The organism is Pilosibacter rotomagensis, from assembly GCF_045062245.2.
Classification (GTDB): domain Bacteria; phylum Bacillota; class Clostridia; order Lachnospirales; family Lachnospiraceae; genus Pilosibacter.
Map to the genome: position 1 here is coordinate 3,585,081 of NZ_CM170323.1, position 17,153 is coordinate 3,602,233.

Annotated in this window: 18 protein-coding genes and 1 tRNA gene; 13 read left to right on the top strand and 6 right to left on the bottom strand. The window is 50.7% G+C overall.

What is annotated here, in order from left to right; all coding sequences use genetic code 11:
* Positions 1 to 42: 42 nt before the first annotated feature.
* Positions 43 to 1,257, top strand: a complete 1,215-nt coding sequence (locus ACI3EW_RS16230) for a metallophosphoesterase (protein ID WP_405578509.1) — start codon at positions 43 to 45, stop codon at positions 1,255 to 1,257.
* A 59-nt stretch (positions 1,258 to 1,316) separates the two neighbouring features.
* A complete protein-coding gene (locus ACI3EW_RS16235) occupies positions 1,317 to 2,492 on the top strand; it encodes a M20 metallopeptidase family protein (protein WP_405578512.1) in 1,176 nt (391 codons plus the stop codon).
* 67 nt (positions 2,493 to 2,559) lie between these two features.
* Here ACI3EW_RS16235 and ACI3EW_RS16240 read toward each other — a convergent pair whose 3' ends face one another.
* From ACI3EW_RS16240 to trmB, 5 genes are all read right to left on the bottom strand, one after another.
* Positions 2,560 to 3,528 carry a P1 family peptidase gene (locus ACI3EW_RS16240; RefSeq protein WP_015552862.1) on the bottom strand — a complete coding sequence of 323 codons (969 nt, stop codon included), beginning with the start codon at positions 3,526 to 3,528 and terminating at the stop codon, positions 2,560 to 2,562.
* Between the two features lie 259 nt (positions 3,529 to 3,787).
* Positions 3,788 to 3,860 (bottom strand) — tRNA-Lys (locus ACI3EW_RS16245).
* A 192-nt stretch (positions 3,861 to 4,052) separates the two neighbouring features.
* Positions 4,053 to 4,370: a thioredoxin gene (trxA, locus tag ACI3EW_RS16250; protein WP_215701937.1), complete on the bottom strand. Its 318-nt coding sequence runs from the start codon at positions 4,368 to 4,370 to the stop codon at positions 4,053 to 4,055.
* A 16-nt stretch (positions 4,371 to 4,386) separates the two neighbouring features.
* Entirely contained in the window at positions 4,387 to 4,524 is a 138-nt protein-coding gene (locus ACI3EW_RS16255; protein ID WP_166462232.1) for a hypothetical protein, read from the bottom strand.
* A 54-nt stretch (positions 4,525 to 4,578) separates the two neighbouring features.
* The gene (gene trmB, locus ACI3EW_RS16260; RefSeq protein WP_118531249.1) at positions 4,579 to 5,244 is read right to left on the bottom strand and encodes a tRNA (guanosine(46)-N7)-methyltransferase TrmB; all 666 of its coding nucleotides are present in this window, start codon (positions 5,242 to 5,244) and stop codon (positions 4,579 to 4,581) included.
* 333 nt (positions 5,245 to 5,577) lie between these two features.
* Between trmB and ACI3EW_RS16265 the strand changes: the two genes are divergently transcribed.
* Positions 5,578 to 6,384 carry an SH3 domain-containing protein gene (locus tag ACI3EW_RS16265; RefSeq protein WP_485663240.1) on the top strand — a complete coding sequence of 269 codons (807 nt, stop codon included), beginning with the start codon at positions 5,578 to 5,580 and terminating at the stop codon, positions 6,382 to 6,384.
* A gap of 117 nt (positions 6,385 to 6,501) precedes the next feature.
* Here the strand turns inward: ACI3EW_RS16265 and ACI3EW_RS16270 are convergent, their stop codons facing one another.
* The gene (locus ACI3EW_RS16270) at positions 6,502 to 7,416 is read right to left on the bottom strand and encodes a LysR family transcriptional regulator (protein WP_405578521.1); all 915 of its coding nucleotides are present in this window, start codon (positions 7,414 to 7,416) and stop codon (positions 6,502 to 6,504) included.
* Between the two features lie 274 nt (positions 7,417 to 7,690).
* Between ACI3EW_RS16270 and ACI3EW_RS16275 the strand changes: the two genes are divergently transcribed.
* The 10 genes from ACI3EW_RS16275 (at position 7,691) to ACI3EW_RS16320 (ending at position 17,102) form a co-directional block, all read left to right on the top strand.
* On the top strand, positions 7,691 to 8,002 hold the full coding sequence (locus ACI3EW_RS16275; RefSeq protein ID WP_015552856.1) for a hypothetical protein: 312 nt from the start codon (positions 7,691 to 7,693) through the stop codon (positions 8,000 to 8,002).
* A 3-nt stretch (positions 8,003 to 8,005) separates the two neighbouring features.
* The gene (locus ACI3EW_RS16280; protein WP_118531243.1) at positions 8,006 to 9,061 is read left to right on the top strand and encodes a V0D/AC39 family V-type ATPase subunit; all 1,056 of its coding nucleotides are present in this window, start codon (positions 8,006 to 8,008) and stop codon (positions 9,059 to 9,061) included.
* Positions 9,062 to 9,078: 17 nt separating this feature from the next.
* A complete protein-coding gene (locus ACI3EW_RS16285; protein ID WP_405578525.1) occupies positions 9,079 to 11,007 on the top strand; it encodes a V-type ATP synthase subunit I in 1,929 nt (642 codons plus the stop codon).
* A 39-nt stretch (positions 11,008 to 11,046) separates the two neighbouring features.
* Entirely contained in the window at positions 11,047 to 11,478 is a 432-nt protein-coding gene (locus tag ACI3EW_RS16290; protein WP_015552854.1) for an ATP synthase subunit C, read from the top strand.
* Between the two features lie 45 nt (positions 11,479 to 11,523).
* The gene (locus ACI3EW_RS16295) at positions 11,524 to 11,832 is read left to right on the top strand and encodes a V-type ATP synthase subunit F (RefSeq protein ID WP_118531239.1); all 309 of its coding nucleotides are present in this window, start codon (positions 11,524 to 11,526) and stop codon (positions 11,830 to 11,832) included.
* 73 nt (positions 11,833 to 11,905) lie between these two features.
* Positions 11,906 to 12,487: a V-type ATP synthase subunit E gene (locus ACI3EW_RS16300; RefSeq protein WP_346011192.1), complete on the top strand. Its 582-nt coding sequence runs from the start codon at positions 11,906 to 11,908 to the stop codon at positions 12,485 to 12,487.
* 87 nt (positions 12,488 to 12,574) lie between these two features.
* Entirely contained in the window at positions 12,575 to 14,341 is a 1,767-nt protein-coding gene (locus ACI3EW_RS16305) for a V-type ATP synthase subunit A (protein WP_117470999.1), read from the top strand.
* Positions 14,342 to 14,355: 14 nt separating this feature from the next.
* The gene (locus ACI3EW_RS16310; RefSeq protein WP_118531237.1) at positions 14,356 to 15,753 is read left to right on the top strand and encodes a V-type ATP synthase subunit B; all 1,398 of its coding nucleotides are present in this window, start codon (positions 14,356 to 14,358) and stop codon (positions 15,751 to 15,753) included.
* A 12-nt stretch (positions 15,754 to 15,765) separates the two neighbouring features.
* Positions 15,766 to 16,386, top strand: a complete 621-nt coding sequence (locus tag ACI3EW_RS16315) for a V-type ATP synthase subunit D (protein ID WP_405578532.1) — start codon at positions 15,766 to 15,768, stop codon at positions 16,384 to 16,386.
* Positions 16,383 to 17,102, top strand: coding sequence for a TIGR01906 family membrane protein (locus ACI3EW_RS16320; RefSeq protein ID WP_329751922.1), 720 nt, complete (start codon positions 16,383 to 16,385; stop codon positions 17,100 to 17,102). Before ACI3EW_RS16315 ends, ACI3EW_RS16320 begins: the two co-directional genes overlap by 4 nt.
* Positions 17,103 to 17,153: the final 51 nt, after the last annotated feature.

Sequence of the window (17,153 nt, forward strand, 5' to 3'; positions counted from 1 at the left end):
CATTATACACCATTCCTGTCCACGAAACATCAGGAGTATCTCATGTTAGCTGTATTTTTATCTCCGATCTACCTGTTATTTCAGGCATACATTCTTTTATGGCTCTACGCTTGGGCGGATTCCTGCTCCCCGGCGCTTCATTCACTGTTTTTCAGGATCCCTGTCACAGTCCTCTATCTGTTTTTTGCCGTCAGCCCGCTGACCGGATTTCTGATCACAAAAGAACCACTTCACCATTTTCTCCGGGTGATCAGCAACTACTGGCTCGGCACTCTGGAATATATCCTGCTTTTTATCATCACCTTCGACGTGATCCGCCGTGTCACCGGCCATTCCTTCTTTATGAAATACCGGTATCCGGCCATGCTGCATACCATGCCGAAAAATCTCGTGATTTTTGGCGGCTTTGCCATTGGCCTGATCCTTATGGTCAGCATTTACGGTGTCCTGCATGCAAGACGGGTCTATGTGCGGCAGGATCCGGTCGTCATTGAAAAGAGTTCCTCTCTTCCGGGACTTAAGATCGCCCTGATCGCGGATCTTCACCTTGGATACAACTCCACGAAGTCCCATGTAAGAAAGATCGTAGACACCATTAACTCCCAAAATGTCGATCTCGTCTGCATTGCCGGAGATCTCTTCGACAATGATTACGATGCGATCAAAGACCCGGATAAGGTGGCTGACATTCTATCCGATATCAAGAGCCGGTACGGCACATACGCCTGCTGGGGCAACCATGACGTAAGCGAGAAGATCCTCGCCGGATTCACATTTCCACAGAAGGAAACGATCGTCCGGGACGGGCGGTTTACGGAATTTCTGCACCACGCCGGTATCACGATGCTGGAGGACGAGACCGTCTGCATCGATAATGCCTTCTATCTTGTCGGCCGCCGGGATAAGGATATGGCAAAAAAAGAACAGCTCCCGCGGAAAACCTTTGCTGAGATCACCGAACCACTCGATCCCTCACTTCCCATCATCGTCATGGATCACCAGCCGGGAGAATTGTCAGAAGCCTCCGACGCCGGTGTCGATCTGGACCTCTCTGGCCACACCCATGACGGTCAGATGTTTCCGGCAAACCTTGTGGTCCATTTTCTCTGGGAAAACGCCTGCGGAGTCCTGAAAAAGGGGGCTATGACGTCTATTGTCACCTCCGGTGCCGGTGTCTGGGGACCGGCGATGCGGGTCGGGACTAACAATGAAGTCGTGATCGCAAATGTGTCGTTTGATCCAGCCACAGACCAATAAGCTGTTATTCCGATAAGTTGTTCCCATAAATAGTATAAACGAAAAAACGGAGGTCTTATATGAAAGAATTTGTCAAGTCCATCACAAGCCCTTATGAAAAAGAGCTGATCGAAACACGCCGTTACCTGCACCGACACCCGGAGCTCTCCTTTCAGGAGACAGACACTGCCGCTTACATCCGCAGCACCCTGAATGCCCTGGGCATCCCGCTGATGGAAGGGATCTCCGGAACCAGCACGGTCGCTGTCATAAAAGGCAAAAAAACCGGTCCATGCATCGCGTTCCGCGCGGACATCGACGCGCTCCCGGTGGAGGAAGAAAATGATCTCCCGTTTAAGTCCGAGGTTCCCGGCGTTATGCATGCCTGTGGACACGATATCCATACCGCAGTCCTTTTAACCTTCGCAAAGGTCCTCACAGCCCATCCGGAGCTTGTCCGTGGAACTGTGAAGCTGATCTTTCAGGCAGCCGAGGAAAAGCTCCCGGGAGGCGCTAAGGCGCTCTGCGAGGAAGGTGCCATGAAGGATGTCGATCTCATCTATGGTTTCCACTGTGCTTCCGCGTTTCCGCTCGGCACCATCGCCGTGACTCCCCGGGCGTATTCCGCAGCGATCGGTATTTATGAAGTGAAGATCCATGGAAAGGGCGGTCATGGCGGTTATCCGCAGAATGCCCTGAACCCGGTCCCCGTGGCCTGCATGGTCGGATCTGCTTTAAACCAGATCCTGGCTGAGAAAAAGAATCCGCTGGAAGGCGGTGTTCTTACGGTTTCCTATATAAATGGCGGCCAGTATCCGAATATCATCACGGATACCGTGACTCTCGGCGGCAATGTCCGCACTTTAAACAATGACCTGATCGACAAAGTCTTTGACTCCATCCACTCCATCAGCAGGGGGATCTGCGCCGGATTCGGCCTCACCTGCGATGTGACCACGACTCTGGGCTATCCGGCAGCCATCAACGTGCCGGAGGAGATCGAAACGGTCCGCAGTGTCACAAGAGACCTCGGATATACCGTCTACGAGCGCCCGGATGCCCTTGGCGGTGAGGATTTTGCCTACTATCTTCTTGAGAAGCCGGGTGCCTACTTTCAGATCGGAATGGCTGATCCCGAACGCCCGATTACCTCTTCCCCGCACCATAACTGCCATTTCCAATTAGATGAGCGCGGAATTTCAGAGGCGCTTGAGATGGAGCTTGGGCTGTACCTGCGCGTGACAGGACAGATGTAACCGTATAGAAAAAGCGGCTGTCATATCGGCAAAGCTTTGCCGGGCAGCCGCTCTTTTTCACTCTTTTTTACAAATCCTTCGCTCCAACAAGTCCGTAGGCCGACTCCGCGCTCCTCACAGCCCTCAGGATCGCCTCCGCCATAACCTGGGCACCGAGGGTTCCGACCATATCCTGATCTGCCTTCACATCGCCCACAGACAGCGCGTAGATGCTGTCTCCGTCGGAAGAGGTATGAACAGGACGGATCGCCCGCGCATAGCCGTCGTGGGCCATCCCGGCGATCTTGCAGAGGCTGCTCTTCGGGAATGCTGCGTTCGTGATCACCGCACCGATGGTCGTATTCTCTGTCGCGCCGGTGAACTTGTTCTTGACCACTTCATAGCTCTTATAAACGGCTTCTTCTGTGTCCGCAAATGTCTTCCTGTCCGCATTTAAAAGACCGGCGACCTTCTTTCCGTCCTTCCAGTCATAGATATCGCCTCTCGCATTCACCGCGACGATTGCGCCGACCTTCAGATCCCCAATCTGCACCGCATAGCTTCCGATTCCGCCCTTCATGCAGAGAGACTTGTCCCCCAGCTTTCCGACGGACGCACCTGTTCCAGCGCCGAAGTTTCCATCCTGATAATTATTCTTCTCCGCGCCCTCACACGCCGCGTATCCCATGGCCTTATCCGGTCTCGTCTTAAAATCCCCGACCATCAGGTCAAACAGGCAGGACTCGCATACAAGCGGCACCTTCGTGATTCCCACATCAAAGCCGATCCCGCGCTCTTCCAGGTACTCCATAACGCCGCCTGCCGCGTCCAGACCGAACGCGCTGCCGCCGCTGAGTAAAACTGCCTGGATCACGTCAGCTGCCGCCATAGGCTTTAAAAGCTCCGATTCCCTGGATGCCGGACCGCCCCCGCGGACATCCAGCCCAGCTGCCGCGCCCCGCTCGCAGATAATAACCGTACACCCGGTCCCCGCTTCTTTATTCTCCGCGCTGCCGATCCTGATGTTTTCGATCTCTGTGATTTTGATTTCTTTCATCCTTTTAATCTCCCTTTAATTACCTGTGATTCCGAAACAGGATCCCCTAAATGAGGATCCTGTTGGTAAAATTTTCATACACTTCTCCTATTTATATAGTATATCACATTTTTAAATTAAATTAAAATCATAAAATCGGGAATATATAACGGGTAACAAGTATTTGAACGAATGATATGATTATTGAATGATTCGATATCAGTGTAACAAAAAACACCGTCCCGGCGGCTTATCATCCGCTAAAACAGTGCTTTTTTCGTGCACCTTCAGGGATTCGAACCCTGGACAAATAGATTAAGAGTCTACTGCTCTACCAGCTGAGCTAAAGGTGCTTGGTTTGTTGTTTTTCTTTGTTTTGTTTGCCTCATCCGTGGCACGTTTTGTATTATAGGATAAACCAAGAAAAAAGTCAACACCTTTTTTGAAATTTTTTTAATTTTTTTGTTTTTCAAAAAACAGGTACAAATAAAACGATTAAAAAAGCCAGCAAACATGCGGGTTTGCCGGCTTCTCCATTATATTTCCTACAACATCTCTTTGATCGCATTTTCCAGAACTTCTTTATCCTGAAGTCCAACGCTCTTGGAAAAAACTTCTCCGTTCTTAAAAAGGATGATCGTCGGGATAGACATAACTCCGTAGCGGGCAGCAATATCACTGTTCTCGTCTACATCGAGTTTGCCGATCTTTACTTTTCCGTCGTACTCCTCAGCGAGCTCTTCGATCACCGGAGCCATCATACGGCACGGGCCGCACCATGTCGCAAAGAAATCCACAACTACCGGGATATCGGATCCCAGAACATCAACATCAAAATTTGCGCTTGTAAATACTGCTTCCATGTTATTTTCTCCTTTTTTATTTTTTCTTTTTGCCGCAGACCACAGCGTTCGCCTCGTCAAAACACTTCTTGACCCGGATAATCTTCCGGTTCAGTTCTGTCTTGTCGCAGGTTGTCTGCGCGAGCCACCGCTTCAGACATGTCCACATACTCATCCGTCACACAGCCTTTTTGCCATTTCTCATTTAATATATGCAGACATTCCCGGCTTATTCAGCCTGTTTTGCGGTAACCTTCTTGTCGCGACAGGCCGTCAGCTTACAGATCGGCTTGCCCTCCGCGGAGAACTTCGTCTCGTACTCTGTCATAACATTTCCCTCGGCCATATCACTGTGGTGAAGATCAAATGTATGGGATGTCACCTGCCAGCCTGCCTCCGGAATGGATTCTAACGAATAGCGGAACAGGTCCTGATTATCAGTCTTAAACTCGATGATTCCGTCCGGCTGTAAAATCTTATCATACACGGCAAGGAAACGGTCCGATGTCAGACGGCGCTTCGCGTGGCGGTCCTTCGGCCACGGATCCGAGAAGTTTAAGTAGATCCGCTCCACCTCATTCTCCGCGAACACCTCCGTAAGCTCTAAGGCATCGATCCTCATAAAATAAATATTAGAAAGCTCCAGCTCCGCGCGCTTCTGAAGTCCGCGAAGCAGAACGCTGGAGTAACGCTCGATTCCCACGTAATTGATATCCGGATTCATCTGGGCAAGCTCCATGATGAATTTTCCTTTTCCCATTCCGACCTCAATGCGGATCGGATTATCGTTTCCAAAAAATTCATGCCACCTTCCTTTCAGTGACTGCGGATCCTGGACCACATATGGGCTCTCAGCAATCTCTTCTTCAGCGCCTTTGATATGGCGTAATCTCATAATGTATTTCCTCCTGATATTGCTTGTGTATCATTTTATCATTGAAAGCCTTATTTTGCAAGGTAACAGTGACGCGCAGAATTTTTCTTTCAATATATCTTTTGGAAACAGAGAATTCTTAAATTGTTCAAAAATTTTTCGTGCAATTTTCCTACTGTTCCAGTATAATAAAGATAATGGCTGACAAAATCGCTCTTTTCGTGTCTGCGATCGTTTCATCAGGCGCACAGCATTACATAGAAGAAAACGGCATCTGTGAGTATCCGGCACCTTCACCGGCACCGGATTTTCACCTTCACGCGCCGTTAAAATACATAAAACGGAGGGATTTATATGGCAAGAAACGACATTCCTAACGGATGGGATAAGATCCGTCAGAATGTTCAGGAGACCGAGCGTCTCATAGGACAGAAAAAATACAACCAGTCCATGATCAAGGCAAAACAGACCGTAGAATACATGGTTAAGCTCCAATGTGAACAGGCGGGGATCATGGAAGGCTCCATGGACTCTATGATCCGCGAGCTCTACAACAACGGCTGGATCTCAAAGTCCACCGCCGAGCACTACTTACAGATCTACGACATCGGCACAAAAGCCGCCAAAAACGGCGATAACGGTGCCTACAATGCAAACCAGGCCTACCACGTGCTGTCCCAGGAGATCTACTCCTTTGCAGACAACGGAAAAGCGGCTCGCGGCAGACGCCCGTCCGGGACCCGTTCCCAGCAGTCAAGACGAGCTTCCGGTTTCGGGCGCTCCGGAAGTGGCATCCAGCCCACAGACCTCTTAAAGTTTGTCGTCCCGATCGTCCTCGTGATCATCCTGATCGTCCTGAGCCGTGTCCTCACGCCGAAGAAACCGGCTACAGAGGAGACCTCCGCACCAGTGATCACAACGGAAGCAGCAGAGACCACAGTCTCGGAGACCGAACCGGAGAGCACAACTTCCGGCTCCTCCTACAAGACAACAACGACCTTAAACGTCCGCAAAGAACCGTCCACCGACGCGGACCGCATCGGAAAACTGGACCCGGGCGCATCCGTTGAATATCTCCGCGACCACGACGATACCTGGGCCGTCATCAAGTACAACGGACAGGAAGCCTATGTCGCGAAGGAATTTCTAACAGCGGAGTAATAACTTATTGGAATATAAAATTCAAAAAAAGCTCTAAAGCCAATATTTAGGGCGGGATTCCGATGGATCCCGCCCTATTGCTGACTTCAGAGTTCTTTTTTCATTTATACTACATTCTTACACCGTCACATCTCCCATCCCCGACGGGTCTTTCTCAAAATACTTACAGAAATAATTCACAAACTCATCCACCACCGGCTTATTTCCTGCCTGCTCAAACACTGTGACCACAAGATCACGCCTGCAATTCGGGTAGCGGATCGGAATCAGGACAACACCGTGCCCCGGCTTTCCGCCCCAGGCCTTCTCCGGCCAGAAGCCGATTCCAAGCCCTGCCGCGATCAGGTTTCGCACCGACTCGGGACTATTGCTCTCGAACACCGCCTGAGGACGGATCCCGGCTCTCCTGCAGAAATCATCGCAGATCCCGCGGAGCTGCCAGCCGTTTCCGAGACGGATGAAATTTTCTTCCTTCACTTCCCGCAGATCGACGGTCTTATGCTTCGCAAACTTTGAATCCGGCGGCACTGCCAGAAAAATCTCCTCCCGCAGATATTCCCGTCTTACCACACCATCCGGAAGTTCCTGCGGATGCGGAGGCGTCACAGATATAGCGATCCTTGATTCGATATGGATATCACAGTTCTCCGTCATCTCAAGCTGGGATACCTGAAACTGGACATCCGGTTTCAGGGCCCGATAGGAAATAATACTGTTCGTAATGAGGTTCGACGCGGACAGGAAATTTAAATAGATCGTGCGCTCTGATGAATAAACCGACTCCCAGAGCTCATCCTTTAGATTATCGATGGATTCCAGAAGCGGGACCAGGCGTTTTTTCAGGAGTTTCCCCTGTTCGTTGAGCTCGATCCGGTGATTTTTCCGGTCAAAAAGGCTTACGCCGAGCTCCGTCTCCAGACGCTTGATGGACTGGGACAATGCCGGCTGGGCAATATGCAGATCTTCTGCCGCTTTTGTCAGATTTTCATACCGCGCTGCCGCCAAAAAATACCGAAACTGCTGGATTTCCATATCATTCCCCCTTTTTCTTTCGCGCCTTAACGATCTTGTTAATTTTGTGCTAATTTTTTGTTCATTTATAGCATTTTTCGATTATTATAACATTCATGTTATAACAGCATAATTATTATATATTTGAAATTCCTGATTTTCAAGTTATATTATGATGTTACCGGGGTCAGACACCCAGGAAAACCTGACTTGAATTTTACCGCATAAAATTCCCGGGTATCTGGCCCCATCCCCCTGGATGAGGGAAAATCCTTCTCAGAAAGGAGACAAATCAATGAACAATATCATCAATCAGCTCTCCCAGATTGAAGAAAAGACTGTCGCGATCTTAGACGGCGCTGCTGACAAGAAAAAAACTCTTGCAGCAGAATATGAGGCAAAGACGAAACAGTTTGACGAGGAGCTGAATCATGAAACCGAACTGGAGATCCAGTCCATGCGCCAGAAAATGGAGGCAGAAGCCGCCGCGGAGCTTGACAGGCAGAAAACCGCCGCCGGTGACCAGATCGCCCGCCTGGAACAGCATTACGAAGAAAAGCATTCCTGGTATGTGGACTCCCTCTTCCGTTCTATGACCGAGGTGTGATCTATGGGAAGTCTCATCACTTACAGTGCGATCGCTGCCAAGCTTGCCGCGATGCGCGGGCATTTCCTCACGGATGATGAGTTCTCGGTCCTCGCGGGAATGGAGAATGTACCGGCTGCCGTCGAATACCTGAAAAGTTCTCCCGCCTATAGGGATGTTTTTTCCGGTGTCGAAAATGAGGAACTCCACAGAAGTAAGATCGAAGAGCTTTTGTGGCACTCCCTCTACGGTGATTTCTCAAGGCTGTTCCGATTCGCAAACGGAACCCAGAGAAAATTTCTGGATCTCTACTTTCTCCATTTCGAGATCGATGTCATGAAACGGTGTCTGAGGGACGCGGTTTCCGGAAAACGCTCAGATTTGAACTTTAAGAGCTTTGAGCCCTTCTTCCGAAAGCACTCCCACCTGGATTTCACCGCTCTGACTGATTCAAAAGATCTGGACGAATATCTGGACAGCATTCAGAACACCCCTTATTATGGTCCGTTAAAGGACTTAAAGGATCAGGGCATCACTTCCCTGTCTGAGTTCGAATCTGCTCTGGACATCCTGTACTTCATCCGTTTCTGGAAAAGTTTAAAAGACCAGCTTTCAAAAGACGACCGGGAGGCCATCGCCGACTGTGCCGGTGAAAAGATCGATCTTTTAAATATTGAATGGCTCGCAAGAGCGAAACGCCACTACAAATTATCTGCCGATGCCATTATGGAGCTTCTGATCCCCGTATGGCACCGTTTAAAAAAGTCTCAGGCAAGGGAGCTTGCCGAAGCGCCGTCTATAGAGGAATTTGACCGGATCCTAAAGGGGACCCGCTACGGAAACCGGATCTTTCTGGCATCCGTCGAACAGCAGGAGAATCCGGAACTGCATTCCCTGTTCCGGGCGCTTCTGGATGCTGTGTACAGCAAATCCGGACGGAATGATCCATATTCCGCGGCTGCGTTAAACAGCTACTTCTATTTTAAGGAAGAAGAGATCAGAAAAATCATCACCACCGTTGAGGGGATCCGTTACAGCCTTGGCAGTTCAGAAATTCTCACCTGCCTGGCAGAAAGTTAGAAAAGGGGGTATGCTCTGTGATCGAAAAAATGAAATTCGTCAGCATCTCCGGGCCAAAGAACGATCTGGACCGAATGGTCAACCAGTATCTCTCCCACTATGAGATCCAGCTGGAAAACGCGCTGACCGAATTAAGATCCGCATCAAAATTAGAACCATATCCCGGAACCAATCCATACCGGGAACCGCTTCAGAAAGCGCAGAAACTTCTCGCTTCCTGTCCCGGCGCAAAACAGCAGGAGATTTCCACCGGAACAATGCCCGTGGAGAACGCCATCACACTTGTAAATGACATGGATACGGAGCTCGCCGCCTCCGATGGGGAGCGGGAGTCCTTAAAGGCAAAAGAAAAAGAAGTCTCTTCCCTGTTGGAGCAGGTACGCCTGTATGTGGAACTGGACTTCGATATTCCGGCAATTCTGAAGCTGAAGCACATCAAATACCGGTTCGGACGCATCAGAAAGGAAAGCTTCCCGCAGCTTCAGGCATTCGCCGACCGCTCGGATGAGACGATCCTGTTCAAATGCCACGAATCAGACCACTATATTTCTTTGCTCTACTTCACACCGGATATCACCTCCGACCGGATCGACACCGTCTTCTCGTCCCTGCAGTTCGAGAGGATCTATCTCCCGGATGAGTACGCCGGAACCCCGAAGACCGAGGTCGAACGTCTGGAAAACGAGCTTGCAAATCTGAAAGCAAAGGAACAGGCTCTGGACGCAAAGGATTCCGGGTACCTGCTGACGAGACAGACCAGTCTCCGGGATGCCAGCCAGGTGCTGAAATCCTATGAAGCAAACTTCAATGTGAGAAAGTATGCGGCATGCACCCATGATAAGGATCATCCGTTCTACATTATCTGCGGCTGGATGACAAAAGAGGACGCGGAAGCTCTCCACAGGGACCTCGCAAAGGACGCGGACACATTCTTCGTCTTAGAAGACAGCAAAGAGCACGTGACCAGCATTCCGCCCACCAAGTTAAAAAACATTCCGCTGCTGCGGCCGTTTGAGATGTTCGTAAAGATGTACGGACTTCCGTCCTACGACGAGTTTGATCCGACGCTTCTGATCGCCATCACCTACTCCATCTTCTTCGGCTTCATGTTCGGAGATGCGGGACAGGGACTTGTCCTTCTGATCGGAGGTTTCCTGCTCTATAAGTTCAAAAAAATCGATCTGGCAGCCATCATCTCCTGCTGCGGATTCTTCTCAACGATCTTCGGATGCCTCTTCGGAAGCGTCTTCGGATTTGAAGATGTGATCCCGGCGCTGTGGTTAAAGCCTACCGAAGCCATGACGGATCTTCCGTTTGTGGGTCGTCTGAACACCGTGTTCGTCGTTGCCATTGCTCTCGGCATGGGAGTCATCCTCTTTACGATGATCTTAAACATGACTACGAGCTTTAAGAACCATGACACCGAAAAGACCTGGTTCGATACAAACGGTCTCGCAGGCTTTGTCTTTTATTTCAGTCTTGCAGCCACCATCGTGATGTTCATGAGCGGACATACACTTCCGGCGGCAGCGATCCTGATCATCATGTTCGTCCTGCCGCTTCTCGTGATGTTCTTTAAGGAACCGCTCACAGCAGTTCTGGAAAAGAAATCTGAGAAGATCTCCGGTGGCGTGGGAATGTTCATCACACAGGGATTTTTCGAGCTGTTTGAGGTACTCTTAAGCTACTTCTCCAACACGCTTTCCTTCGTCCGTGTGGGTGCATTCGCCGTCAGCCATGCAGCCATGATGCAGGTTGTTTTAATGCTCGCAGGCGCAGAAACCGGAGCACCGTCCATACCGGTCATTGTTCTCGGAAACCTGTTCGTGTGCGGCATGGAGGGCCTGATCGTCGGGATCCAGGTACTCCGTCTCGAGTACTACGAGCTGTTCAGCCGGTTCTATAAGGGAAGCGGCCGGGAATTTAAACCGTTCTACGAGAAATAAAAATAAATGGTAAAATACAGATTTTAGGAGGTCATCGTCATGACAATCGCAGTAAAACTTCTTTTAACCGTTGCACTTATCTTCAGCATTGCTGTCCCCTTCGGAGCTTTCGCCGCAGGTGAAAAGACAAAAGGACGCTATAAAACAGCCCTCGCAGCCAACACCGTAATGTTCTTCGGAACCATGCTCTTCGCCGTTTGTGTACTCTTTGGCGGTACCGCATTCGCAGCCGAGTCCACAGCTGCAGCCGGCGGCATCTCCACCGGTATGGGCTACATCGCAGCTGCTCTTTCCACCGGACTTTCCTGTATCGGCGGCGGCGTTGCCGTTTCCGCGGCAGCATCCGCAGCACTTGGCGCTATCAGTGAGGATTCCTCCATTCTTGGTAAATCTCTTATCTTCGTAGGTCTTGCCGAAGGTGTCTGCCTGTACGGACTTATCATTTCCTTCATGATCATCGGTAAACTTTAATGCCTGACAACATGGCTGAACTATTACCAGGAATGGAGACCGGCTATGAGAATGTATTTGATCAGCGATAACACTGACACGCTGACCGGCATGCGGCTGGCGGGCGTGGACGGTGTGATCGCAAACGAAAAAGGAACGCTGGAAAAGGCGTTGAACGAAGTGTTAAAAGACAAAAATATCGGGATCATCCTGCTCACCGAAACGCTCGGAAAGAAGTATCCTGAGCTGGTTAAGACGGTACGCACAGAACATAAAAAGCCGCTTCTCATCGAAATCCCGGACCGCCACGGAACAGGACGGCGGCCCGATTTCATCACGGCATATGTAAATGACGCGATCGGACTAAAGTTATAGTATGCACACAGCGGTTCCGTCCGCAGGCGACAGCGATCCGGAACCGCTGCAGATCGATATTGGAATCAAGGAGGTGGCTGCTTTGACAACCGAAGAAAAATTACAGCATTTTGAAGACATCTGCACAGGCGACGCATTAAAGAAATACGAGCAGGCAGTCTCTGATTATACTGCTTATGAGGAAAAGATCCTGAATGAGCATAAAGAAAACGCCAGAAAGCAGGCAGCATTGCAGATCGCTGCCGAAAAAGAGCGGATCGCACGGGAGACCAACAAGAACCTGTCCTTAGGCCAGATCGAGATCCGCCGTTCCTACAGCAGAAAAGATGAGGAACTCCGCGGAAAAGTCTTCTCTGAGCTTCGCGACAAACTGGCGCGGTTCATGGAGACCCCGAAATATGACGCACTCTTAGAGGCGCAGATCAAAAAAGAAAAAGCATTTGCAGGATCCAGTGAGATCCACATCTATATCGACCCGTCCGACAAGGAAAAGCAGAATCTTTTATCCTTAAGGACCGACTGCGACATCCGCGTCAGCCAGTACCCGTTTCTCGGCGGCACGCGGGCCGTCATCGCCTCGAAAAATATCCTGATCGATAACTCCTTTGAGACGAAGATCAAAGAAGCTGAACAGGACTTCCAGTTCTCACTGTAACTGTGCGATACGTTTCCGCGGGCAACGCGGTACACGCGCAGACCTGCCGGACAGTTACTTTTTATAACATTTTTGGAGGAAATCAACATGGCTGCAAAAGGCACAATTTACGGAATCAACGGCCCGATCGTCTATATTGCCGGTGATTCCGGTTTTCAGATGAATGAGATGGTCTACGTCGGAGAGGCAAACCTCGTCGGCGAGGTCATCGGACTGACCTCCGAACGCACAACGATCGAGGTCTATGAGGAGACCACAGGTCTGAAGCCCGGAGAGCCGGTCACAGGAACAGGAGCTCCTGTCTCCGTCACACTTGCCCCCGGCATTATCACAAATATTTTTGATGGAATCGAACGTCCGTTAGCCGCTATCAAAAAATCAAGCGGCTATTATATTGACCGCGGTGTTCATGTAACATCCCTTGATACAGAAAAGAAATGGCAGACCCACATGACCGTAAAGCGCGGTGATCATGTCTACGGCGGCACCATCATCGCGGAGGTCCCGGAGACGAGAGCCATTACCCATAAAGTCATGATCCCGCCGGATCTGGAGGGCGATGTTCTCTCCGTTGTCTCCGACGGTGAATATACGATCAATGATACACTGCTCACGATCATGACAAAGGACGGAACGGAAAAAGCGATCACTATGACACAGAAATGGCCGATCCGCATCCCGCGTCCGACCGTAAAGCGCTATCCGGCATCCAAACCGCTGATCACAGGACAGCGTATCCTTGACACCCTGTTCCCACTCGCAAAGGGCGGCACGGCGGCGATCCCGGGCGGATTCGGTACCGGAAAGACCATGACCCAGCACCAGATCGCCAAGTGGTCCGATGCCGATATCATCATCTACATCGGCTGCGGCGAGCGTGGAAATGAAATGACACAGGTTCTGGAGGAATTCAGCGAGCTGATCGACCCGAAGAGTGGAAACCCACTGATGGAGCGGACTACGTTGATCGCCAATACCTCCAACATGCCGGTTGCCGCCCGTGAGGCGAGTCTTTACTCCGGCCTGACACTTGCAGAATACTACCGCGACATGGGATACAACGTAGCGATCATGGCAGACTCCACCTCCCGTTGGGCAGAGGCTCTCCGTGAGCTCTCCGGCCGTCTGGAGGAAATGCCGGCCGAGGAAGGTTTCCCGGCTTATCTGGCATCCCGGCTGTCCCAGTTCTATGAGCGTGCCGGAATGGTCCAGAACTTAAACGGAACGGAAGGTTCCGTATCCATCATCGGAGCCGTATCCCCGCAGGGCGGCGATTTCTCCGAGCCGGTCACACAGAACACCAAGCGTTTCGTCCGCTGCTTCTGGGGACTTGATAAGAACCTCGCCTACGCGAGACACTTCCCGGCGATCCAATGGCTGACCAGCTACTCGGAATACCTCACGGATCTTTCTTCCTGGTACTCTGAGCATGTGGATAAAAACTTTGTCAATTACCGTAACCAGCTCGTCACGATCCTGAATCAGGAAAGCAGCCTGATGGAGATCGTAAAACTGATCGGATCCGATGTTCTCCCTGATGACCAGAAGCTCGTTCTCGAGATCGCCAAGGTTATCCGTCTCGGTTTCCTTCAGCAGAACGCTTTCCATAAGGAAGATACCTGCGTTCCGCTGAAAAAGCAGTTTAAGATGATGGAGATCATCCTTTATCTCTATAAAAAATCCCGTGCCCTCGTTGCCATGGGCATGCCGGTATCCGTCCTCAAAGAAGAAAAGATCTTTGAGAAGATCATTGCCATCAAATATGACGTCCCGAATGACCGTCTCGACATGTTTGACGACTATAAGAAGCAGATCGATGACTTCTACAATTCCGTCATCGAGCGCAACGCATAAGGAGGCAGATCACAATGGCAGTCGAATATCTTGGCCTTAGTTCCTTAAACGGCCCTCTTGCCGTCCTCGAAGGCGTTTCCGGAGCATCTTATGATGAAATCGTGGAAATGACCGTCGACGGAAAAGAAAAGAAGCTCGGACGCATTATCGAGGCGTACGAGGATAAAGCCGTAATCCAGGTGTTTGAGAGCACCGGAAATATGGCATTGAAAAACACTCATACCCGTCTCACCGGACATCCGATGGAGATCGGCGTCTCCGCCGATATGTTAGGCCGTACCTTTGACGGTCTTGGAAATCCCATCGACGGTCTGGGACCGATCTTAGCTGATAAAAAACTGGATGTAAACGGAAAGCCGTTAAACCCGGTGGCCCGTGAATATCCGCGTAACTACATCCGTACCGGTATCTCCGCCATTGACGGTTTGATGACCCTGATCCGCGGACAGAAGCTCCCGATCTTCTCCGGAAACGGACTTCCCCACGACCAGCTGGCAGCGCAGATCGTCATGCAGTCCTCTCTGGGAGACAATTCCGATGAAAAATTCGCCGTCGTATTCGCAGCTATGGGCGTCAAGTACGATGTTGCCGAATATTTTGAACGTACCTTCCGCGAGAGCGGCGTCCTGGACCATGTTGCCATGTTTATCAATCTTGCAAATGACCCGGTCGTCGAGCGTCTGATCACACCGAAGGTTGCCCTCACAGTTGCCGAATACCTCGCATTTGAAAAGGGCATGCATATCCTGGTCATCCTGACGGATATGACCTCCTACGCTGAGGCGCTGCGTGAGGTCTCCTCCTCAAAGGGCGAGATCCCGTCCCGTAAGGGATATCCGGGATACTTATACAGTGATCTGGCATCTCTCTATGAGCGCGCCGGAATCGTCGCCGGAGTCAACGGATCTGTCACACAGATCCCGATCCTTACCATGCCGAACGATGATATCACCCACCCGATCCCGGACCTTACCGGTTACATCACAGAAGGTCAGATCGTTCTGGACCGCAACTTAAACGGTCAGTCCATCTACCCGCCGATCAGCGTGCTTCCGTCCCTGTCCCGTCTTATGAAGGACGGCATCGGTGAGGGATTTACCCGTGAAGATCATCAGGATGTGGCAAACCAGCTGTTTTCCTGCTACGCAAAGGTGGGCGACGCGAGAGCCCTCGCATCTGTTATCGGTGAAGATGAGCTCTCCCCGATCGATAAAAAATATCTGGAATTCGGCCGGGAATTTGAAAAACGGTTCATCGGACAGGATATCCATGACAATCGTACCATCATCGACACCTTAAACATCGGCTGGGAGCTTTTAGGACTTCTTCCGCGAGAAGAGCTCGACCGTATTGACACAAAGATCTTAGACAAGTATTATAAACCTGCAGACGCCGCTTCAGACGCTTCATAAGGAGGGGATCTCATGAATCCGAACACATTCCCCACCAAGGGAAATCTGATCCTTGCGAAAAACTCCCTCGCCCTTGCGACTCAGGGGTACGGACTGATGGATAAAAAGAGGAACATCTTGCTGCGGGAGCTTATGGGCCTGATCGATCAGGCAAAAGTGATCCAGTCCGAGATCGATTCCACGTTTACCGCCGCCTACAAGGCACTCCAGAAGGCCAATATCGAGATGGGAATCCACTATGTGGAGGAGATCGCAGGTTCACTTCCCGTCACGGATGATATCCGGATCAAGGCACGCAGCATCATGGGAACGGAGATCCCGCTTGTCGAGTATACACCGTCAAAAGATGAAAAACCGCCTTATTCGTTTTACAGCACCAGCGATTCGCTGGACGAGGCACGGATCGCCTTCGAGCGCGTGAAGGAACTGACCGCAGACCTCGCAACCGTGGAGACATCCGCCTACCGTCTTGCCGAGAGCATTAAGAAGACCCAGAAGCGGGCTAATGCACTAAAGAACATCACGATCCCGTCATACCAGGCACTTGTGAAGGACATCACCAACGCCCTGGAGGAAAAGGACCGCGAGGAGTTCACAAGACTAAAAGTAATCAAACGGAGTACCACGAAATGACAAAAACAGCAAAGACCATTACCTACGCCGCCGGGATCTTCACCGCGTTCTGGCTGATCATCGCGTTCCTTATCACGTCCGTGGAGGCGATCGCCTACTGGACGCCGGGATATTATGAGAAGGAATACACGAAATATCAGGTTCTAAATGATCTTCCTGAGATGACCATGGATGATCTTTTAGACGTTACCGATGAAATGATGGCATTTCTTCGCGGAAAGCGTGAAAACCTTCACGTATACACCACCATGGGCGGGGAATACCGGGAATTTTTTAATGACCGGGAGATTGCCCACATGGAGGACGTGCGGGGACTCTTCATCGGCGGCCTGTGGCTCCGCCGGATCGGGATCCTGATCACCCTATGCTTCGCGGCCCTGGCTTATTTCTGGGGGCATAAGAGCTCAGAGCGGACTGCGGCGTTAAAACGCCTGATCCCGAAATCCCTCTGTATCGGCACCGGCGCGGTCTTTGCCGTAGCACTGGCCCTGATCGGCATTATATCCACAGACTTTTCAAAATATTTCATTGTTTTCCACAAAATCTTTTTCAACAATGATCTGTGGGTCCTCGATCCACGCACAGACATGCTCATCAACATCGTTCCGGAAGGTTTCTTTTTCGATACCGCCGCCCGGATCGCGATGGTGTTTGCAGGGATCGTTATGGTATTTTTTGTTGGAAATCTGGTATTATATAAAAGAGCCGGCAGATAGATCTGTCGGCTCTTTTTATATCATTTATCGGTTGCAGCCCTGTCTTCAAAC